A 21,216-nucleotide genomic window follows, 5' to 3' on the forward strand; every position below is an offset into this window, starting at 1 on the left:
TCGGCATGACGGCCGACTTCGAGGCGCAGCTGCGGGCGGTCTCGTTGCGCGTGACCCGGCCCCGGCTGGCGGTGCTCGCGGCGCTGCGCGACCATCCGCACGTCGACACCGACACCGTGATCCGGCTGGTCCGTGCCGATCATCCCACCGTGTCCCACCAGGCGATCTACGATGTGCTGCGGGCGCTCACCGACGCCGGTCTGGTGCGGCGCATCCAGCCCACCGGGGCGATCGCCCGCTACGAGTCCCGGGTGGGAGACAACCACCATCATGTCGTCTGCCGCTCCTGCGGTGTGATCGCCGACGTGGACTGCGCCGTCGGCTACGCCCCCTGTCTGACCGCCTCCGACGACCACGGTTTCGCGGTCGACGAGGCGGAGGTCGTCTACTGGGGCATCTGCCCTGACTGCGCGACCGCACGCACCACAAGTGAACCGCCAGGTCGGAAGGAAGCACATTGAGCAACGCAGAGCACGACGCCCCGTCCAGCGCCCAGGGCGTGGACGCCAAGGCGGCGGCCGGCTGCCCGGTCGCGCACGACTCGGTGACCGCCCACGGAAGCGAGAGCGAGAACCCGGCGATCGACTCGCCGACTCCGAAGACCGGCGGTCGCCCGCGGACGAACCGGGACTGGTGGCCCAATCAACTGGACCTCTCGGTGCTGCACGCCCACTCGTCGAAGGGCAACCCGCTGGGGGAGGACTTCAGCTACGCCAAGGAGTTCGCCAAGCTCGACGTCGAGGCGCTGAAGCGGGACATCACCGAGGTCCTCACCACCTCCCAGGACTGGTGGCCGGCCGACTTCGGGCACTACGGCGGCCTGATGATCCGGATGAGCTGGCACGCCGCGGGCACCTACCGCATCGAGGACGGACGCGGTGGCGCCGGTGACGGCGGTCAGCGCTTCGCCCCGCTCAACAGCTGGCCGGACAACGCCAACCTGGACAAGGCCCGCCGCCTGCTGTGGCCGGTGAAGCAGAAGTACGGCCAGCAGATCTCCTGGGCCGACCTGCTCGTGCTCGCCGGCAACGTGGCCCTGGAGTCGATGGGCTTCAAGACCTTCGGGTTCGGCTTCGGCCGCGAGGACGTCTGGGAGCCCGAGGAGATCTTCTGGGGCCCGGAGGACACCTGGCTCGGTGACGAGCGCTACGTCTCCGAGAAGGAGATGTCGCAGGGCGTCGGTGCGACCGAGATGGGGCTGATCTACGTCAACCCCGAGGGCCCGCGTGGCAACGCGGACCCGCTCGCGGCGGCGCACTTCATCCGGGAGACCTTCGCCCGGATGGCGATGAACGACGAGGAGACCGTCGCACTGATCGCCGGCGGGCACACCTTCGGCAAGACCCACGGCGCCGGTGTCGCGGACAACCACGTGGGCCCGGAGCCCGAGGGCGCGCCGCTGGAGTCGCAGGGCCTGGGCTGGCTGAGCACGTACGGCAGTGGCAAGGGCGCCGACACCATCACCAGCGGCCTCGAGGTCACCTGGACCGACCGGCCGACGCAGTGGAGCAACCGCTTCTTCGAGATCCTCTTCGGCTACGAGTGGGAACTGACCACCAGCCCCGGTGGTGCGAAGCAGTGGGTCGCCAAGGACGCCGAGGCGATCATCCCGGACGCCCACGACCCGTCGAAGAAGCACAAGCCCACGATGCTCACGACCGACCTGTCGCTGCGCGTCGACCCGGCGTACGAGAAGATCTCCCGCCGGTTCCTGGAGAACCCGGACGAGTTCGCGCTGGCCTTCGCCAAGGCGTGGTTCAAGCTGCTGCACCGCGACATGGGCCCGGTCAGCCGGTTCCTCGGACCGTGGGTGCCGGAGCCCCAGCTGTGGCAGGACCCGGTGCCGGCCGTCGACCACGAGCTGGTCGGTGACGCCGACATCGCGGCGCTGAAGGCGAAGATCCTGGAGTCCGGCCTGACCACCACCGAGCTGGTCAGCACCGCCTGGGCCTCGGCCGCGAGCTTCCGGTACACCGACAAGCGCGGCGGCGCCAACGGCGCCCGGATCCGCCTCGAACCGCAGCGCAGCTGGGAGGTCAACCAGCCGGAGCAGCTCGCGACGGTGCTGGGCGCCCTCGAAGGCATCCAGCGGGAGTTCAACGCCGCGGGCGGGGCGAAGATCTCCCTCGCCGACCTGATCGTGCTGGCCGGTTCGGCCGCCGTCGAGAAGGCCGCGCGGGACGCCGGTGTCGAGGTCACGGTCCCGTTCCACCCGGGCCGCACCGACGCCAGCCAGGAGCAGACCGACATCGAGTCGTTCCGGGTCCTGGAGCCGCGCGCCGACGGGTTCCGCAACTACCTGCGGGCTGGCGAGAAGACCCAGCCGGAGGTGCTGCTGATCGACCGGGCGTACATGCTGAACCTGACCGCGCCCGAGATGACCGTCCTGATCGGCGGCCTGCGGTCCCTCGGTGCCAACGTCGGCGACAGCCGGCACGGCGTGCTCACCGACCGGCCCGGCGTGCTCACCAACGACTTCTTCCGCAACCTGCTCTCCCCGGGCGCGCGCTGGAAGGCGTCGGAGAACCAGGAGCACGTGTACGAGATCCGTGACGTGACCACCGACCAGGTGAAGTGGACCGCGACCGCGGTCGACCTCATCTTCGGCTCCAACTCCCAGCTCCGGGCGCTCGCCGAGGTCTACGCCAGCGACGACGCCCGTGGCAAGTTCGTGGCCGACTTCGTGGCCGCCTGGACCAAGGTGATGGAACTGGACCGGTTCGACCTCGCCTGATCCGACACGCATCCGACGAGCCCCGGGCGATCAGCGACGATCCCCCGGGGCTCGTCCCGCGCCTGGACAAAACCAGGTGCGCCAGTCGTACGTGAACCGATCCGTGCTGATGACGACTTCCAGCGGTGGGGGAACCACCTGTCAGTCGATCCCGAATGGGCGTCATGCGCTACTGGACGCAAGTCGGTAGGGTGGCATCAACGACTCTCCGGGAGTGGCTGATGCGTAGCTGGAGAACCGATGTCGGCAACTTCTCTCACGTTTCCTATGGGCAGCAACGCGTCGTGCGCCGTCGTGTGGCGCTGTGGGCCATTCCGGTAACGCTACTGGCTCTTCTGGCGATCAACTTGACGTGGGAGATAGTGCGGAAGATCGTGGTGCCCCCGCCAGTGGAGCGATGGCCATGGCGATTTCAGGTTCTCGATGCACCGCCGACTGTGGCGCTGATCGCGGTGACGTCGAGCATTATCGTGCTGTGTGTTAATCTGACCCACGCATCGAGGCCGACATTAGGGTACGGGGACAACCTGGCCGAAGATTGCGCTCCGGCCAGCTGCACTGGGCTCAGTTCGGTCAACGGGGCGCGCGCGATGCACTTTTACAACGCAGGTCCAGGCGTTGCCGCTGTGACGTCGATCAAGTATTCCTTGATGTTGACCGACGAAGCCTTGGAATCCGATCGAGTCTGGCTGACCGAGGAGCAATTCAGGACCAAGATGATCGATAGTGGCTTCGTTGACAGGGCTGATTTTTGCCTCTTTTCGACGGATCGCGGCGCCCCGATGCCGGTGGTGAAGAATTGCAAGGAAGGATTTCTGTTCCTAATTATTGCTGAGGAAGCGGTGCTCCGGGTCGCGGGGATCGACGTTCTTCTTCGAGTGCGCGACGGTTTCGGCAACGAGCATGGGCGGGTTTTGCGGGTGGCGCAATCACTCAATCGCTCCGCTGGTCAAAAGGATGCCGTATATAAGGAGAAAGCCAGGATCACGAGGAAGGCTGCGGCTGAGGTGCGTGGCCGCAGGAGAAGGTGAGCACTGCCGTCCGCCCGGCCGGGGCACGGACTCGGACCGCATCGTCACCACAAGGGATCGCTCGCGGGCGATGTGCCGCACCGTAGAGCCGTGGCCGGAGGTCTGTAACGTCGGATGCCGGAGCGCCGCGTAATCGCTGATCTCGGTCGGGCGGTCGCCTGCCACGGGACATCACGGCGGGTCGTCTCTATGCTACTAATTGGAGTGACGTTCGCCGCTCCGTCGACTGATCCGTCCCGCAGGTACCGGCATTGAGGGGAGTCACCCGTGGCCCATGCCGCACCCGTCGAGGCCCAGCAGACGTCAACCGATCTCACTGTCCTTCTGCGCACCCCACTCCGTCAGCTCTCCACCGAGCAGGTCCGGCCCCTCGTCCGCCGGATCGTCGACGACCGCGACCGCGCCGAGGCGGTCGATGTGGCGGCGTTCAATTCGGCGATCTGATGCCTGGTGTCCAGGACACCAGGCGAAGCTGATCCGTGCCCGCCTCCACTGAACCAGTACGTCCTGAAGGTGCACAGCCGATGTGACCTGGCCTGCGACCACTGCTACGTCTACGAGCACGCGGACCAGAGCTGGCGGGCCCGGCCGCGATCGATCGCCCCGGAGACCGTGGCGGCCGCCGCCCTCCGCATCGCCGAGCATGCCCGAGAGCGCGGGCTGCGCCGGGTTCACCTGGTGTTGCATGGCGGCGAACCGCTGCTGCTGGGCCCGACCGGCTTGGCGATGGTGCTGACCCGCCTGCGTGCCGCCATCGAGCCGGTCGCCGAACTGGACCTCCGGATGCAGTCCAACGGGGTGCTGCTCACCCCACAACTGTGCGACCTGTTCCTGGAGCACGGCGTGCGCGTCGGCATCTCGCTTGACGGTGACGCCGCGGCCAACGACCGGCACCGACGCTTCGCCAACGGGGCCAGCAGCCACGCCCAGGTGCGGCGGGCGTTGGCCCTGCTCCGCAGGCCGGCGTATCGCCGCTGCTACGCGGGCATTCTCTGCACGATCGACGTGCGTAACGACCCGGTCGCGGTCTACCAGGCGTTGCTGGCCGAGGCACCGCCCCGGATCGACTTCCTGCTGCCGCACGCGACGTGGGCCGATCCGCCCCCGCGAGCCGGCGGAGCCACCGCGTACGCGGACTGGCTGCTACCCATCTACCGACGGTGGGTCCGCGACGGCCGGCCGGTCGACATCAGACTGTTCGACTCGCTGCTGGCCACCGCCGCAGGCGGGCGAAGCGGCACCGAGGCGGTCGGACTCGACCCCTCGGGCCTCGCGGTGATCGAAACCGACGGCACCTGGGAACTCGCCGACTCGATGAAGACCGCGTTCGACGGCGCGGCGGGGACGGGCTTGGACGTCTTCCGCCACTCGGTGGACGTGGTGACCGCCCATCCGGAGTTCTCCCGCAGCCGGCGTGGCCTGAGCGGGCTCTGCGAGACCTGCCGGGCGTGTGCCGTCGTCAGCCAGTGTGGCGGTGGCCTGCGGGCGCACCGCTACTCCGTTGCCGGCGGTTTCGACAACCCGTCGGTCTACTGCGCCGACCTGAAGAAGCTGATTGTCACGATGAACCGTGAATCACCGGAGACGGCCGTGGCTCCGACCGACCTTGCCGGGGACCGGCTTCTCGACGGCCTGCCCGCCGCCGACCTGCTGGACGATCTCGGTACCGGTCACGGCTCGGAGGCCAGTCTGCGCCGGCTCGCCGCCGCCCAGCTCGCCTACGTGCGGGGACTGCTGGTCCAGATCGCCGACCGGGTCGCCGGCACGCCGCTGGCCGAAGCCTGGGAGCTGATCGTCCGGCTCGACGAGGAGGCGACCGAGGCTGTCTCGGCCACCTTCGCCCACCCCTACCTGCGGCGGTGGGCCCGGCACTGCCTCGCACCGGTCTCCGGTGAGGCCCCTGACTGGGCTTACCTCGGCGCGCTGGCCGCGGCTGCGGCCGTCCGCGCGGGTGTCGACACGGACATCGAGGTGCCGGTCCGCGCCGGCCTGGTGCATCTGCCGGGTCTCGGCGCGCAGGCCATCGACGAGCCGGGTGAGCGGAGCGCACGACTGTCGATTACGGGCGGCGGATTCACCGCCCGTGCCGGAAGGTCGTCCGTCACGGTGCCGCCGGCCGGGGGCGCGCCCCCGGCGGGCTGGGCACCCGTACGTCAGGTCGAGCTGGACGGTTGGTCGGTCCTGATCGACGACATCGACCCGTACCGGGACTGCTACCAGTGGCCGGTGAGCGGCCGACTCGACTCGGCGCAGCTGGCGTCCTGGCGGGGGTCGCTGACTGCCGCCTGGGCCCGGATCAGGCGCACGGTGCCCGGTCAGATCGCGGGGCTGCGGGCGGGGCTGCGGACCGTCACCCCGCTGCGGGTGGATCCGGGCGGCCGGCTGCACAGTGCCGCGTCCCGGGACGCCTTCGGCGCGCTCGGCACCGTGCCGGCCGCCCCCGACCCGCTGGCGGAGCTGCTGGTGCACGAGTTCCAACACGTCAAGCTCGGCGCGGTGCTGGATATGAGCCAGCTGTACGACCCGGCGTACCGGAAGCGACTCAGCGTGCCGTGGCGAGACGACCCGCGACCCCTGGAGGGCGCCCTCCAGGGCACGTACGCACATCTGGCCGTCGCCGACATCTGGCGGGCCCGGCAGGGCCCCCTGGCCCGGCAGCGGCACCGCCGGTATCGCGGGTGGACGGTGCGTGCCATCGACGAGCTGGCCGGCACCGGAGCGCTCACCGAGCATGGGCATCGCTTTGTGCGGCAGATGCGCCAGACCGTGGACTCGTGGTCCGATGACCCGCGTTGACCGGGCGATCCTTGTCAGCCGTGCTGATCCCGCCGAGGTCGACCGGCTCGCCGCCGACCTGACCGCACTCGGCGTACGGGCCGGGCGGGACCTGTTGGTGCACTGCTCGATGCGGCGGATGGGACCGGTGGCGGGCGGCCCGGCAACGCTGCTGGCGGCGCTGCGCCGGGTGGCCGGGCCGGCGGCGACGGTCGTCGTGCCGGCACAGACGGCCGGCAACTCGCCGACGAGTCCGGCCTTCCGGGCCGCGACCGAGGGGCTGGACGCGGCGGGACGGGCCGCCTACGAGGCTCGACTACCCGGGTTCGATCCGGCGACCACCCCCTCCGAGGGGATGGGGATCTTCGCCGAGTACCTGCGGCGACAGCCCGGCGCGGCCCGCAGCGGTCACCCCCTCACGTCGTTCGCCGCCATCGGCCGGCGTGCGGCCGAGTTCACCGCGGTCCACGACCTGGACTGCCACCTCGGGGAGCGCTCGCCACTGGGGCGTCTCTACCGGGCCGGGGCCGCGGTCCTGTTGCTCGGCGTGGACTACACCAGGTGCACGGCCCTGCATCTGGCGGAGTACCGGCCGGAGGCACGCCGGCCGGCAGGTCCACCGCCGCAGCGGGCCTATCGCTGTTACGTGCTGGTGGCCGGGCGTCGGGAGCGGCGTGACTTCCTAGCGCCGTCGCTCGACATGAGTGATTTCTCCGCGCTCGGCGCGGCGATCGATGCCGGGCTGCCGGTCGGTCGCGGCCTCGTGGGCAGCGCACCGACCCGCTTGCTCGATCTGCGCGATGCGGTCGACTTCGCGACAACCTGGATGGCCGGGCATCGCCGACCGTAAAGCGGTATAGACCCACCCGTGCCGGTGTGCTTACCTTGGGCGACGGCGCGGTGGCACCTGCGGTCGATGGCGGGGGAGCGACAGTTGGGTGACGACAGGGTGGTGGACGATCCGTTCGCCCCACTGTTCTTTGTCAGCTATGCCGTCATCAAGGCACCCTTGCGGGCGCCCGGTGGCCGGCGGGAGGCCAACACGAACGCGTTACGACTCTTCACCGAGCTCTCCATTCACGTGAACGCGCTGGTGAGCCGCCAGGCCGGCGCGGATCCCGGGTTCATCAACCGGACCATGCGCGGTGGCGAGAAATGGACCCCGGAGCTACTGGAGGCCGTCGGCACCTGCCAGGTCTTCGTCGCCCTGCTGTCGCCAGCCTATTTGGACAGCGAGTGGTGCGCCATGGAATGGGAGCTGTTCGCCGGCCGGGCGGTCACCCGCCGCGACGGCCGGCCAACCCGCGAGACCTGCATCGTGCCGGTGTGCTGGGCGCAGGAGGATGCGTGCGAGCCGCCCGACGGCCTCGAGTGGTTCTCCCCGGAAGGCACGCCGGACGAGAACGTGGTGCCGAGATACCACCAGGAGGGCCTGTACGGGCTGCTCTCCATGAACGACGCCGCCAGCGACGTGGTGATCTGGAAACTTGCCCAGCGCATCGTCGAGTTGACCCGATCGCACTGGGTGGAGCCGCAGGTGCTGACCGCGCCGAACCGGCCCCCCAGGAAGTTCTCCGGGAGGGACAGATGAGCGGGATCGGGGCGACGGCGGCGCCGCCGGCGGTCGACCACGGCACCTACTTCTTCCTCAGCTACGCCCATTCCCCGCCCATGCTGGAGGATCCCCGGCTGGATCCCGACAAGTGGGTCAAGGTGTTCTTCGACGATCTGTCGGCGGCCATCCGCGGCCAGATCGCCGCTCCGGACGACCGGCAGGTCGGGTTCTTCGACGCGCAACTGAGTTCCGGTGCGGACTGGGAAGAAACGCTGACCACGGCACTCGGCAACACCCAGGTGTTCGTGCCGCTCTACTCGCCCGCCTATCTCAGCAACTCCTGGCCGCTCGGCGAGTTGGAGGCCTTCCGACGTCGACTGAAGGCGTCCTCGATCAGTGGGAAGTACCGACACATCCTGCCGGTGCTGTGGATTCCGTTGCCGTCCTGGGACCAGACGGCGGAGACCCGCGAGGCGCTCGAACTCGCCGTCGATGTCACCGGGTACGCCGAGAACGGGCTGCGCGCGCTGTGCATGCTCGCCAGCTACCGCTCGGCGTACCGGGAGGTGCTGAGTCGTATCGCGACGGAGGTCACGCAGATCGCGCAGCGACACCCGCTGCCGTCCTCGGTGGTGCCGAAGGTGGCCGAGGCGCGTCCCACCTCGCGGTCGGACGCCCAGTTCGTGGTGGTCGTCGCCGCACCGACCCGGGTCGAGGTGCCGGCGGAGCGGGCACCCGGGGTGTACGCCGAGCGCAGCGAGCAGTGGCGCCCGTTCGGGCAGGACCAGGCGTTGCCCGCCGCCAAGTACGTCGCGAGCACGGCCGAGCGGTTGGGGTTGGCCACCCACGTCACCAGCTTCGCCGATGCCGGCGACGCGATGGCCCGCTGTCCCTCGGTGCTGCTCGTCGATCCGTGGATCGTCAGCGACAGCGCCGGCGAGCATGATCTGGCGCTCGTGCTGAAGCGGCTGCCCCGCTGGGTGATCCCCTTGATGGTGCTCGACAAGGACGATCCGCTGGCCGTGCCCGCCGGCCACCGGCTCGCCGACCGGGTCGCGCGGATGCTCGACCGGGCGAACCGACCGGCGGCGAGGCGGGTCACCCAGCTGTCGGAGTTCGTCAAGATCATGCCGGAGCTGGTGACCGAGGCCCGCCGTCAGTTCCTCAAGAACGCACCCGTCGTGCCGTCGGACCGGCCCCGGGGTCGGCGACCGCAACTCGGTCGGCCCGAAACGTCGGGCGGCAGCAACACGTTTTCAGGTACAGAAGAGGACCGATGACTGACGAACGCAACGGCCAGGTGGTCACGTTCTACTCGTTCAAGGGTGGTACGGGCCGGACCATGGCACTGGCAAACGTGGCGTGGATCCTGGCGGCGAACGGCAAGAAGGTGCTGGTCGCCGACTGGGACCTCGAGTCGCCCGGCCTGCACCGGTTCTACCATCCGTTCATCGACCTGAGCGTCCTGCCCGGCACCGGCGGGGTCATCGACATGATTCGCGATTTCGAGACCCAGGCGTCGGCCAAGGACGCCGACGGGCTGCCGAAGAGTCGCCTGCTGCCGAACGGTTGGGAGGCGGAGTTCGCGCGGGTGCAGCGGTTCGCGTTCTCGCTGAACTACACCTTCCCCAACGGGGGCAGCCTGGACTTCCTCTCCGCCGGCCGGCACAACCGGGACTACGCCGCCGGCATCAGCGGCCTGGACTGGGACGTGTTCTACGACGGGCTGGGCGGCGCGGCTTTCATCGACGCGTTGCGCGCGGACATGCGACGCAACTACGACTACACACTCATCGACAGCCGGACCGGGCTGAGCGACGTGGCCAGCATCTGCACGATCCACCTGCCGGACGTGCTTGTCGACTGCTTCACGTTCAGCGACCAGGGCATCGAAGGTGCGGCCCGGGTGGCCCGCGAGGTGACCGAACGGTACTACAACCACCGGCGGATCCGGGTGCTGCCGGCACCCATGCGGGTCGACCCGGCCGAACAGGACAAGGCAAACGCCGGTCGGGCGCTGGCCATGCACCGCTTCGCCGGACTGCCGGCCGGGATGAGCGAGGGCGACCGTCGCGACTACTGGGCCGAGGTCGAGGTGCCGTACGTGGCCTACTACGCGTACGAGGAGACGTTGGCGACGTTCGGCACCGACCGGGCGATGCTCTCGGCATACGAACGACTGACCGCGGCGATCACCGACGGTGAGATCCGGTCCCTGCCGCGGCTGGACGATGCCGTGCGCAGTCAACTGCGGTCGCAGTACGAGCGCAAGAGGTTCCTGCCGCAGGGGGAGATCCTGCTCCGCTACGCCCCGAAGGACGAGGTCTGGGCGGAGTGGGTCGAGCGGATCCTCGGCCTGGTCGGCATCCAGGTCATCGACGGGGGGTTGCCCGCGGTTCGCCGGGAGGTCACCCCGACCCGGACGCTCACCGTCGTGTCGACGGCGTACGCGGAGACCACGCCGGGCGCGTTGCCGCCCTCGGAGACCCCCGGCTCCGGCACCCCGCTGGCCGTGTACATCGACGACGTCAAGCCGCTGCCCGAGTTCACGCTGGAGACGTCGGTCTTCCTCAACGGTGTGACCAGGGCGGGTGACGCGGCGGCGAGCCTGCTGCGGCTGGTCGGCCGGGTCGAGCTGACCAGCTCGGACGTGACCGCTGCGACCGGGTCCCGCTATCCGGGCGCCGGCCCGGAGTTGCAGAAGACACCGGTGGCCAACGTGCAGTTCATCGGGCGCGACGACGAGCTGCGCCGGTTGCGGCGGCTGCTCCAAGCCGGTGCCAGCCGTGGCTACTCGCTGGTCGCCCTGCGCGGAATGGGTGGGGTGGGCAAGAGCCAGATCGCCCTGGAGTACGTCCATCGCTTCCGAACGGCGTACGACCTGGTGTTCTGGATCGAGGCCGATCCGAAGGCCCTGGTCGACTCGTCGTTGGTCGATCTCGGCCAACGGATGGGCCTGCCCGAGGCGGTGAACATCCCGGCCGCCATCCGTCAGGTGCACGACACGCTGATTCGCGGCGACCGCTATCCGCGGTGGCTGCTGGTCTTCGACAACGTCGCGGACTACCGGGAGATCGAGGAGTTCCTGCCGCAGGGCGGCCGGGGCCACATCATCATCACCGCTCGGGAACGGACCTGGGAGGAGAGCGCGGACACCATCGAGATCAGCCCGTTCAGCCGGGCCGAGAGCATCGAGCACCTTCAGCGGCAGGTGGCCAGCCTGTCCCAGCCGGACGCGGACCGCGTCGCCGAGGCGCTCGGTGACCTGCCGATCGCCCTCGCCGTCGGTGGTGCCCTGCTGGCGGTCCGTGGCGGTTCGGTGGACGAGTATCTGGTCGAGTTGGCTGAGCAGGGCACCGCCCTGGAGACCTGGGGACCGTCGCTGGACCGGCTGAAGCAGGACTCGCCCGGCGCGTACCGGCTGCTGGAGATCTGCTCGGTGTTGTCGGTGAAGGTCTCCATCGAACTGCTGAACAGCCGAGGTATCGGAGACCTGCTGCGACAGGCCGATCCGTCGGTGCCGACCCGTTCGGGCGCGGCGCGGCTGATCCAGCGCATCAACCGGCTGGCGCTGCTGCGGCTCGACACCCGGGCGCAGCAGATCGAGATCCACCGCCTGCTGCGCGACGCCGTTCAACGTCGGATGACCGAGGAGGAGCGGCAGCGCACCCGCCGGCAGGTGATCAGTGCCCTGGCCGCGGCCAGGCCGGACAGCGACGTGGACGTGGCGGACAGTTGGGAACGCTTCCGGATGCTCTGGCCCCACCTGGAGGAGTCGCAGGTCGCCATGCAGGCGGCGCTCGACTCCGACGATCCGGCCGTGCTGGAGTTGCTTGTCGAGCGGGTGCGTTACATCTGGCTGCGCGGTGTGCTGGGCCAGGCCCGCGAGCTCGGCGAGCGGATCCTCGGGGCGTGGACCGACCGGCTTCAGGCGAGCACCGACCCCGGCGAGCGGGAGATGCTGCACCCGCCGCTGCTGCGGCTGCGCTTCAACTTCGGCAACATCCTGCGCTCGCAGGGGCATTTCGAACAGGCCCTCGCCTTCGACGAGGAAACCCTCGCCGAGCAGCGGGAACTGCTCGGCGAGACACATGCCGACGCGCTGATGACCGCCGGCGGGCTCGCGGCCGACCTGCGAGGTCTGGGCCGGTACGCCGAGGCCCTGGCCGAAGATGAGCAGACCTACGGAATGTGGTCGCGGGACTTCGGTGAGAACTTTCCGCGTACCTTGACGGCGTTGAACAACCTGGCCGCCTCGATGCGGCTCAACGGCAAGGTGGCCGAGGCGCAGCAGCTGGACCAGCAGGTTTACGACCAGCGCCGGGTGATGTTTGGCCGGAACAATCACTGGACCCTCTCCTCGGCCGTGAATCTGGCCCGAGACCTGCGTGAGTCCGGCGAGTACGACCGCTCCCTGGTGCAGTCGCAGGAGGCGCTCACCGACTATCAGAACCTGTCCGGCCCGCACGCTCTGGCGACGCTCGGTGCGCAGACGAACCTGGGGGTGGCGCTGCGCACGGTGGGTCGGCCGGTCGAAGCGGCCCAGTTGCTCGACGCCGCGTACGATGCGTTGCGGGCGACGTACGGGGAGGACAGCCCGGACACGCTGGCGGCCCGGCTGAGCCGGGCGACGAATCGGCTGGCGCTCGACGACGCCGCCGGAGCCGAGAAGGAGCTGCGGGCGGTGCAGGCGCTCTATCGGGCGCTGCTCGGGCCGCGACACCCGCACACGTTGATCTGCGAGAACAATCTGTCGGTGGCGACCCGGGCGCAGGGCAGTCGGGAATCCGCCCGGATGTCGGCTCAGGTGGCCGTCAGCGGACTCGGCGAGATGCTGCACCCGGAGCACCCGTTCGTGCTCGCCGCCCAGACGAACCTGGCGATCTGCAAGGCGGACAACGGGGATCTCGGTGCAGCCTTCGAGTTGATGGACGACCTGCGCAAGGTGCTGCGTACAGTGCTCGGGCCGGAGCACCCGGACACCCTGCGGGCCGCGGCCAACCTGGCGTTGATTCGCCACCTGCGGGAGCCGGGCTCGGCACCGGACGAGCTGGATGCGGCGGTGACCGAGCTGGTCAAGCGGCTCGGTGGCGGGCATCCGGACGTGCGTGCGCTGGGCCAGCGGAAGCTGCTCGACCGCGTGCTGGATCCACACCCGTTCTGAGCGGTGCTCGGCGCCGTCGCCGTGACTCGTCGGGCGGTCGGGTCAGACCCGACCGCCCGGACGGGCGTCGACGAGAGCCACCTGGGGCGTGGCGAGCCAGGCGAGAATGTCCGGCAGGATCAGCATCGCGGCGAAGTGGCCCACCCCGGGTTGCTCCTCGAACTCCGCGTGCGGGATCTGCGACTTGAGCCAGCGGGCGTGGGAGACCGGCGAGAAGGCGTCGTCCGCACCGTGCCAGAGGCGGACCGGAACGTCGATCGACGACGGGTCGAAACCCCAGTCCTGGCTGAGCGCCAGCGCGTCGTCGATCCAGCCATCGGCGCCGAAGCGGACGGCCTCGGCGAAGCTGGCGGCCAGTTGTCGGCGCATCGCGACGTCCTCGACCACGTTGCGGTCGGCGGCGCTCAACTCGCCGTCGAGGAAGCGGACCACGCTCGCCGGATCCCGGCGGGTGCGGTCGGCCCGGATGGTCAGCGACTCGATCAGCCTGCGCTGGTCGGACATCGCCTCGCGGTATGCCTGGACGTTGGAGGGGGCCATGCCGGCGTACCAGTCCAGCCCCGGCGCGTCGGTGGGGGCCGGGGAGACCAGCACCGCCGCCCGGGTCAGCCGACCGGCGAACAGGTCACTGGCGGCGCAGGCAAGGGCGTGCGGCCCGCCGCCGGAGCGGCCGACGACGGCGAAGGTGTCCAGTTCGAGGTGGTCGGCGATCGCGTGGACGTCCCGCACCGCATCGACGACGCGGCGGCGCGGATGGCGGGTCGACCTGCCGTAGCCCGGTCGGTCGTAGCAGATGAGCCGGATGCCGAGCAGGTGCAGGATCATGCTCCGGGGCTTCGGGCCGCTGCGGCTTCCGGGCATTCCGTGCATCAGGAAGATCGGGAAACCGTCCGCCTTGCCCGAGGTCTCGACGGCGAGAGTTCGGTCGTCCACCGGGACGTCCCACTCGGTCGGCCGCTCCTGTGACACCCTGTGCCTTCCCTAGGAACCTCGGTCGAAGGGTGGCGTCGCGGCAGGCACACCAGCGCGCACCGTCTCGGCCGAGGCTCCCCCGTCGATCGCGATGGGGCTGATTACCGAAGAACTCAGGGTATCCCCCGCCAGGCGGGTACACCAGCAGAGCGCAGGATACCCGTCAGATGCCACCCCCGCCGCTGACCGCGGGGTGAATCGTGACTCTTTTGCCGATCACCGACGACCGCTGCGGCGGGTGGCCAGCAAGCGGTGCTGCTCCCGTTTCAACGCGTCGAACGACCTGCGAACGTAGTCGACGTACGCGGCACCGGGATGCGTGATCAGGGCCGGTCGTCGGTCGTCCGGGTGGGCGAGCACGACCTCGTACGCGGCGACGTGGGCGCAGAAGGCCCGCAGGGCTTCCGGCATGCCGTCCTCGATCACCAGGTCGGCGCGGCCGAGGATGAGCTCACGCATCCGGATGTTCGCCGGCATGAGCGCCTGCTGGACCCACCGCATCCACTGATCCTGCTGATCCTCGGTCAACGCCGCGTCGGACCTACGCTGCTGCTGGCCGGGCAGGTTGTCGTCGCGAAGGGCCTGCCAGAGCCGTTCGTTGACGTCGACAAGGGCGTGCAGCGGGCCGTAGAGATCGCGCAACTGGCTCGCCACCCGGTCGAGGCGGGCACCCCGGCGCTCAGCGCGAATCTGGGCGTACTGGTTGAGTACGAAGACCAGTACCGCGACCACGATGCTGGCGCTGGCTGTGATCACGGCCGCCGTCACGTCACGCTCCCACCCTGGCCCGCGTCCGCTGAGGACTACCGTCAGCACGAAGCATATTGCAGTCGTGCGTGGTCGATCCGTCTCGGCGCAACGCGGCCGCGGACACGCGGATGGCGGCCACCGCCCTGAGCGAGCAATGGCCGCCATCGGAGTCACCTCACCGGCTCGGGTCCGTCGGCACGGTCAGCCGACGGACCCCGCCGGTGTCAGAGGTTGGCGCAGTACCCGACGCTGAAGGTGCTGGCCCCGGCCGCCAGGGTCCGGTTCCAGTCGACTCCCCGGATCCGGTAGCTGCCGTCGGTCAGTCGCTCCCGCTTGAAGTTCCAGGCGGTGTAGATGTCACCCTCCAGGTCGACCACGGCCGTCCATTCGACGGGCTTGTCGCCGTTGTTGGTGGCGGTGATGGTCGCGCAGTAGCCGCCGCCGCTGTCGGAGTTCCACCGGGCGATCCGCTCCATCGTGATCTCCACGTTGGAGCCCGCGACCAGTCGGCCCACGCCCCAGCGGGCGGTGGTCTGGTAACCCTCGCCGTTCTGCTCCGCCCAGTTGCGGATCGACGTGCGTGCGCCCTCGGAGGCGTCGTTGACCTGGAAGTCCAGGCCGTGGAACGTGCCGAGGCCACCGTATTCGAGCAGGCTGATCGCCGCCTCGACGGTGTATCCGGTCTCGGTCCGCACGGCCGCGCTCTCCAGCCGTCCGGCCTGGAACGCCTCGTCGCCGGTGCCGAACGACACGACGTTGTCGGCGTTGATCCGGATCTGGGTGTCGTCGTAGCGGAAGGGACCGTTCTTGGCGTTGCCGGCGTCGACGTAGATCTCGACCGAGTCCTGGGTCCACGGGTCGGAGCCGGAGATGTCCACCACCGGGTCGGTGACCTCGGCCAGCACGTACAGCGTCTGGCCCCGCCAGAGGGTGCGGACCTCGGCGGTCGCGCCGTCGGTGCCGGAGACCTGCTTGGCGGTGGTGACCGAGGTGGCCTGGGCCCAGCCGGCGTCCACGGTGCCGTCGATGACCGGCCCGGTGGCCGTCTCCCGCACCTCCAGGTACGACAGCTCCTCCACCAGGCTCAGGGTGCCCACGGCGCCCGGGGTGTTCCAGCCGGAGGTGGTGCCGTCGTCGGTCACCCGCACGTCGAAGGTGCGGGCCTGCCCCTGGGCGGCGTCGGCCAGCGGCAGGTGGGCGACCAGGTGGTAGCCACCGTCCCGCTCGGCCGCCACGGCCGGCACGTCGCCGTCGCCGTCGCGGGCGACCCGGTACGTCTCGTCGCCCAGGGCGAAGGTGACCTGGTCGTCGTCGGAGACCGAGGCGTCGTCGACCGTGACGTACGCGGTCAGGTGGTCCGGTGCCCAGCGCAGCTGGAACCGGGCCGTGTCCTCGATCGGGTGCAGGCGCAACTTGCGCCAGGTCAGGTCCTTCGGTGCGGCGGCCGTGAGGGCCACGTCACCGGCGAAGACGTTTGCCGTGCGCAGGCGGGCCGGCAGGTCGCCGTCCACCGTCCCGTAGTAGGCCGGCTTGGCCCGCAGGTTGTCGTCGAACAGCAGCGGCGCGTTGGCCGACCGCCACGACCGGCCGTCGGTGAGCCCCCACACGGTGACGGCGAACAGGTCGTCGGTGTGCTCCCGGAAGATCCGGAAGGCGTCCCGGTAGAAGTAGCCCTGCTCGATCAGCCGTGCCTGGGTCACCGGGGTGCCGGTGGTGACGTCGAGTTCGGTGACGGCCTGGGTCAGCGGCAGGTCGGCGAAGGTGTCCAGGGTGGCCGCCAGGCTGCTGACCGGTGTGGCCAGCGAGACGTGGAACTGGTGACCCACCCCGTCGATCGGCACGTCCCGGTCGACCAGCCGCTGCACCAGCGCCCGGTAGCGGGCCTGCTTGCCGCTCTGCTCGGTGTTGTAGTCGTTGATGAACAGGGTGACCGGGTCGCTGCCGGGTACGGCGTGGACGTCGTTGAACGCCTCGTGGGCGTACTCGAACGACAGGTCGATGAAGCTCTCGCCGAGGATCCGGTACCACTCGCTGCGGCGTAGGCCGTCGGCGTACTCACCGCTGTCGCTGATGACCTCGTTGACGACGTCCCAGGCGTACAACGGGTTGGTGGGGGAGCCGAACGGGCCGTAGCGGTCGGACAGTGACTCGGCGACGTCGAAGATGTGGGTACGCAGCCGGTCCCGCAGCAACTGCTGGTCTGCCGCGGACGTGGTCAGCGGCTGGCCGTCGGCGTCCTGGAAGAACCAGGCCGGGGTCTGGCTGTGCCAGACCAGCACGTGACCGTAGACGCGCAGGTCGTTGTCGCGGGCGAAGTCCAGCACCGCGAGCGCCTGCTCGTGCGGTCGGAAGGTGCGCTCGTCGTCGTACCAGGCCTCGGGCTTCATGTGGTTCTCGTGGGTGACCTGGTTGAAGTGCCGGTTCAGCAGTTCGGCGGCGCCGCCGACGGTCTCCCGGGCGTCGATGGCCACGCCGACCGGGAAGTCGGTGGTCTCGTGGATCGGGGTGAGGTCCTCGATGACCGGTGGCTCGGGCACCCGGACGACGATGTCGTCGACCAGGAAGTCGCTGGTGTTGCCGGCCACGTCGGCGCCCTGCCAACGGGTCTCGAAGTAGAGCAGCGCCTGCTCCGCGGCGGGCATGGCGAACCGGGCGCTCACCTCGGTCCAACCCGTGTTGGTGATGGACTCGAACTGGGCGAGGGTGCTGAACGACTGGCTGCCGCCGGCGGTGCTGGCCAGGCTGAGCCAGATCTGGTCGGTCGGCTGCCCGTCGGCGAACCGCAGCCAGGCGTTGAACTCGTAGGTGACGCCCGCCTCGAACAGGCCGGCCACGTCACGTCCGAGCCCGGCACCCTGGTTGACCCGGTCGGTGACCAGCGCCGCGGCCGTACCGCCGTGCGCGACGTCGCTGATCTCGACGGTCGGGGCGCCGGGACCGCTGTCGCGGGGGCCCCAGCCGTCCAGCCCGTCCTCGAAGTCGGTGTCGATGACGACGGTGCCGGGCTCGGGTCCGCCCGGCCCGCCGTCCGGTGCGGTGATCAGCACGTCGTCCACGAGGAACGGGGTGCTCTCCGCCGCCTCGACGTAGAGGGTGGCAGCGCTGAGCCCGTCGGGCAGCGTGTAGGTGCCGCCGATCTGCGCCCAGCCGTCGGCGGTGGCGGGGACGTCCCCGCCGATCCAGGTGTAGGTGTTGTCGCCGCCGTCGGCGGGGGTCGCCTCGACGGTGAAGTGCACGCCGGCCGTGCCCTCGGTGCCGGCCGGAAGCTTCACCCAGGCGGTGACCGAGTACTGCGTGCCGGGGCGGAACAGTGCCGTCGCGCTCGTCGCCGGGCCCTGCCAGTTCGCCGTGCGGCCGGTGACCGACAGGCTGCTGTCGCTCTCATGGCCCTCGTCGGCGATGGCGAGGGCGATGTCGCCGCGCGGTCCCCACGGGGCGTACGAGCCGGACTCGAAGTCGTTGGCGAGGACGACCTCGGCGGCGGCCGCTGGTGCGGGTGCCACGGCGACCGCGGTGACCAGCGCGGCCGAGCAGAGCAGGGCGATGGTTCGGGATCGGCGTCGTGATCGACGGGAGAGGTTCCAGATATTCATCGAAATTCCTCTATAGAATATCGGTGCTGGTGGGGTGTGTCTGACGTGGCCCTTCGGACGGATTTAAGCGCGTGCATGCTATGTCGAGACCACCGCGGTGACCAGAACTTCCGGAAGTTTCCGGTAACGACGCAGCGCCGCCCGCCGTCGAACCGATGGCGGGCGGCGCTGCGGTCGCTGCCTATCGGAGCGGTTGTCCGGCCGGCCGTGGCGGCACGGTCGGGCGGGCCGTCGCGCCGGCCCGGTACCGGAACACGTGCCGGTAGGTCTGTGGGGTCATGCCGCTGATCCGGCCGAAGTGCTGGCGCAGGTTCGCGCCGCTGCCGAAGCCGGTGCGGTGCGCGATCCGCTCGACCGGATCGTCGGTGGTCTCCAGCAGCTCCTGGGCCAACCGGACCCGCTGCTCCAACAGCCACCGCAACGGCGTGGTGCCGAGCGAGTCGCGGAACCGGCGGGCCAGGGTGCGCGGACTCAGGTTGGCCGCGCGAGCCAGGTCGTTGACCGACAGCGGCCGGTCCAGGCGTTGCCGGGCCCACTCCAGCACCGGGCTCAGGTCGGCCGGTGAGACTCCCCGCACCGGCGGCGCCGGATACTGGGCGTGGTCGGCGCCCCGCTGCGGTGCCACCACCATCCGCCGCGCCACCTCGTTGGCCACCGCGGCACCGTGGTCCAGCCGCACCAGGTGCAGGCACAGATCGATGGCGGCGGCGGTACCCGCCGAGGTGAAGACGGTGCCCTCCGCCACGTACAGCACCCGGGGGTCGAGGTCGACAAGCGGGAACCGGCCGGCGAAGTCCTGCGCGTTCATCCAGTGCGTGGTGGCGCGGCGGCCGTCGAGCAGACCGGCCGCGGCGATCGGGTACGCGCCGGTGCAGATGCCGACGATGCGCCGGCCCCGTGCGTACGCGACGCGCAGCGCCTCGACCAGCTCCGCCGGGGGGTCGGTCTGGATCGGTCGGGCGCATCCGGGCACCAGCACGGTGTCGGCCTCGACCAGGTCGTCCAGGCCGTAGGCGGGATCGAGCCACGACCCACCCGTGGTGCGTAGCGGGCCCGGCTCGGCCGCGCACAACCGCAGCTCGTACCACGGGTCGACGATGTCCCGCCGGTCGGTGCCGAACACCTCCTGCGGGACCGCCAGCTCGAAGATCGGCAGGTTGTCGGTCACCGCCACCGCGACGACGTGCGGACGCATGGCAGAAATCTAACGCAGCTCGTCGTCAATCCGGCTGTCCCGGCCGGCCGGCCCGGACGACGGTGATCACATGACCCAGACCCGTGCCACGCCGGTGACTGGCGGACGGCTCACCGCCGCCCAGGGCACCGCGCTCTACATCGGTGCCGTACTGGGTACCGGGGTGATCGCGCTGCCCGCCTTGGCCGCCGAGGCCGCCGGTCCCGCCTCGCTGCTCGCCTGGCTGCTGCTCGTACTCGTCTCCGCCCCGCTGGCGGCCACCTTCGCCGCGCTCGGTTCCCGTCACCCCGACGCCGGCGGCGTCTCGACGTACGCCCGGATGGCCTTCGGGCCGCGGGCGGCCGCCGTCGTCGGCTGGTGTTTCTACTTCGCGGTGCCGCCGGGCGCGGCCGCGGCGGCGCTGTTCGGCGCGGCCTACGTCGAGGCGGCGGTCGGCGGCGGTACGCGCACCGTCGCGGTCACTGCGGTGCTGCTGATGGTCGCGGTCACCGCCACCAACCACGCCGGAGTGCGGCTCGCCGGCCGGGTGCAGCTCGCCCTCGCCGGGGCGCTTGTCGCACTCCTGGTGCTGGCGGTGCTGCTGTCGCTGCCGCACGCGGACGCCGCGAACCTCACGCCCTTCGCCCCGCGTGGCCTGTCCGCCGTGGGCCCCGCGGCGGCGCTGCTGATGTGGAGCTTCGTCGGCTGGGAGGCGATCACCCACCTGACGGGCGAGTTCCGCCGTCCGGGGCGGGACCTGCCCCGGGCCACCGCCGCGGCGGTCGTCGTGGTTGGTGCGCTCTACCTGGCGGTGGCCTTCGCGACCGTCGCCGTACTCGGCTCGGCGGCGGCGGACTCCACGGCACCGCTCGGTGAGTTGTTCGCGGTCGCGCTCGGCGGCGACGTCCGCTGGTTGGTCGCCGGGGCGGCGTTGCTGCTGACCTTCGGCGCGATGAACGCCTACTACGCCGGAGCGGCGAAGCTCGGTGCGGCCCTCGGCCGGGACGGGGCGTTGCCCGACTGGCTCGCCCGGGGCAGCGTGGCGGGCGAGGTGCCCCGCCGCAGCCTCGCGGTCACCGCCGGCCTGGCGTTCCTCGCCCTCGCAGCGACACTCGGCACCGGTCTCGACACCCACTCGCTGGTGCTGGTCACGACCGGTTCCTTCACCACCGTCTACGTGATCGGTGTCGCGTCGGCGCTGCGGCTGCTGCCCCGCCGCAGCGCCGCCTGGTACGCCGCCGCCGCGACCCTCGGTGTGGTGCTGTTCCTCCTGGTCATGACCGGCGTCTACCTGCTCTGGCCGGTGGCGGTGACCGCGGCGGCGCTGTGGTACCTGCGGGTGCGCGGCCGAGTGCGGTCCTGATCGGCGACCCACCCGCCGGGGTTCGGGGCCCGGCGGGTGGGTCGCGGGCTCGGCCCTGGCCGGGAGCGGCCCTTGCTAGGCGTGGCCCCTGCGGTTAAACCCCCC

General features: G+C 70.4%; 14 protein-coding genes. 10 read left to right on the forward strand and 4 right to left on the reverse strand.

The annotated features are described in order from the left end of the window. Positions 1 to 5 precede the first annotated feature (5 nt). From V5O40_RS21450 to fxsT, 9 genes are all read left to right on the forward strand, one after another. Positions 6 to 461 (forward strand): Fur family transcriptional regulator, encoded by a 456-nt coding sequence (locus V5O40_RS21450; protein WP_332907126.1) that lies wholly within the window; start codon positions 6 to 8, stop codon positions 459 to 461. Beyond that, the gene (katG, locus tag V5O40_RS21455; protein ID WP_332907127.1) at positions 458 to 2,734 is read left to right on the forward strand and encodes a catalase/peroxidase HPI; all 2,277 of its coding nucleotides are present in this window, start codon (positions 458 to 460) and stop codon (positions 2,732 to 2,734) included. The genes V5O40_RS21450 and katG overlap by 4 nt, the downstream gene beginning before the upstream one ends. Before the next feature lie 221 nt (positions 2,735 to 2,955). Further along, positions 2,956 to 3,765, forward strand: a complete 810-nt coding sequence (locus V5O40_RS21460; RefSeq protein ID WP_332907128.1) for a hypothetical protein — start codon at positions 2,956 to 2,958, stop codon at positions 3,763 to 3,765. A 267-nt stretch (positions 3,766 to 4,032) separates the two neighbouring features. Continuing rightward, on the forward strand, positions 4,033 to 4,209 hold the full coding sequence (locus V5O40_RS21465) for a hypothetical protein (RefSeq protein WP_332907129.1): 177 nt from the start codon (positions 4,033 to 4,035) through the stop codon (positions 4,207 to 4,209). A gap of 69 nt (positions 4,210 to 4,278) precedes the next feature. Next, on the forward strand, positions 4,279 to 6,561 hold the full coding sequence (locus V5O40_RS21470) for an FxsB family cyclophane-forming radical SAM/SPASM peptide maturase (protein ID WP_408631921.1): 2,283 nt from the start codon (positions 4,279 to 4,281) through the stop codon (positions 6,559 to 6,561). Next, on the forward strand, positions 6,548 to 7,390 hold the full coding sequence (locus tag V5O40_RS21475; RefSeq protein ID WP_332907131.1) for an aminoglycoside N(3)-acetyltransferase: 843 nt from the start codon (positions 6,548 to 6,550) through the stop codon (positions 7,388 to 7,390). The genes V5O40_RS21470 and V5O40_RS21475 overlap by 14 nt, the downstream gene beginning before the upstream one ends. Before the next feature lie 102 nt (positions 7,391 to 7,492). Then, positions 7,493 to 8,131 (forward strand): TIR-like protein FxsC, encoded by a 639-nt coding sequence (locus V5O40_RS21480; RefSeq protein WP_332907132.1) that lies wholly within the window; start codon positions 7,493 to 7,495, stop codon positions 8,129 to 8,131. Further along, positions 8,128 to 9,375, forward strand: a complete 1,248-nt coding sequence (locus V5O40_RS21485; protein WP_332907133.1) for a TIR-like protein FxsC — start codon at positions 8,128 to 8,130, stop codon at positions 9,373 to 9,375. The genes V5O40_RS21480 and V5O40_RS21485 overlap by 4 nt, the downstream gene beginning before the upstream one ends. Further along, positions 9,372 to 13,259, forward strand: a complete 3,888-nt coding sequence (gene fxsT, locus V5O40_RS21490; protein WP_332907134.1) for an FxSxx-COOH system tetratricopeptide repeat protein — start codon at positions 9,372 to 9,374, stop codon at positions 13,257 to 13,259. The genes V5O40_RS21485 and fxsT overlap by 4 nt, the downstream gene beginning before the upstream one ends. A gap of 42 nt (positions 13,260 to 13,301) precedes the next feature. Here the strand turns inward: fxsT and V5O40_RS21495 are convergent, their stop codons facing one another. The 4 genes from V5O40_RS21495 to V5O40_RS21510 form a co-directional block, all read right to left on the reverse strand. Next, positions 13,302 to 14,192 (reverse strand): alpha/beta fold hydrolase, encoded by an 891-nt coding sequence (locus V5O40_RS21495; RefSeq protein ID WP_332907135.1) that lies wholly within the window; start codon positions 14,190 to 14,192, stop codon positions 13,302 to 13,304. 255 nt (positions 14,193 to 14,447) lie between these two features. Continuing rightward, a complete protein-coding gene (locus V5O40_RS21500) occupies positions 14,448 to 14,999 on the reverse strand; it encodes a hypothetical protein (RefSeq protein WP_332907136.1) in 552 nt (183 codons plus the stop codon). A gap of 206 nt (positions 15,000 to 15,205) precedes the next feature. Beyond that, positions 15,206 to 18,574 carry an endo-1,4-beta-xylanase gene (locus V5O40_RS21505; RefSeq protein WP_332907137.1) on the reverse strand — a complete coding sequence of 1,123 codons (3,369 nt, stop codon included), beginning with the start codon at positions 18,572 to 18,574 and terminating at the stop codon, positions 15,206 to 15,208. A gap of 181 nt (positions 18,575 to 18,755) precedes the next feature. Then, on the reverse strand, positions 18,756 to 19,769 hold the full coding sequence (locus V5O40_RS21510) for a GlxA family transcriptional regulator (protein WP_332907138.1): 1,014 nt from the start codon (positions 19,767 to 19,769) through the stop codon (positions 18,756 to 18,758). 70 nt (positions 19,770 to 19,839) lie between these two features. Between V5O40_RS21510 and V5O40_RS21515 the strand changes: the two genes are divergently transcribed. After that, entirely contained in the window at positions 19,840 to 21,111 is a 1,272-nt protein-coding gene (locus V5O40_RS21515) for an APC family permease (RefSeq protein WP_332907139.1), read from the forward strand. Positions 21,112 to 21,216 lie beyond the last annotated feature (105 nt).

The organism is Micromonospora palythoicola, from assembly GCF_036689795.1.
Classification (GTDB): Bacteria; Actinomycetota; Actinomycetes; order Mycobacteriales; family Micromonosporaceae; genus Micromonospora; species Micromonospora palythoicola.

Coding starts and splice junctions, on each gene's coding strand:
- V5O40_RS21450 (WP_332907126.1), top strand. CDS start 6: ATGACGGCCGACTTCGAGGCGCAGCTGCGGGCGGTCTCGTTGCGCGTG.
- V5O40_RS21460 (WP_332907128.1), top strand. CDS start 2,956: ATGCGTAGCTGGAGAACCGATGTCGGCAACTTCTCTCACGTTTCCTAT.
- V5O40_RS21510 (WP_332907138.1), bottom strand. CDS start 19,769: ATGCGTCCGCACGTCGTCGCGGTGGCGGTGACCGACAACCTGCCGATC.
- fxsT (WP_332907134.1), top strand. CDS start 9,372: ATGACTGACGAACGCAACGGCCAGGTGGTCACGTTCTACTCGTTCAAG.
- V5O40_RS21475 (WP_332907131.1), top strand. CDS start 6,548: ATGACCCGCGTTGACCGGGCGATCCTTGTCAGCCGTGCTGATCCCGCC.
- V5O40_RS21485 (WP_332907133.1), top strand. CDS start 8,128: ATGAGCGGGATCGGGGCGACGGCGGCGCCGCCGGCGGTCGACCACGGC.
- V5O40_RS21515 (WP_332907139.1), top strand. CDS start 19,840: ATGACCCAGACCCGTGCCACGCCGGTGACTGGCGGACGGCTCACCGCC.
- V5O40_RS21505 (WP_332907137.1), bottom strand. CDS start 18,574: ATGAATATCTGGAACCTCTCCCGTCGATCACGACGCCGATCCCGAACC.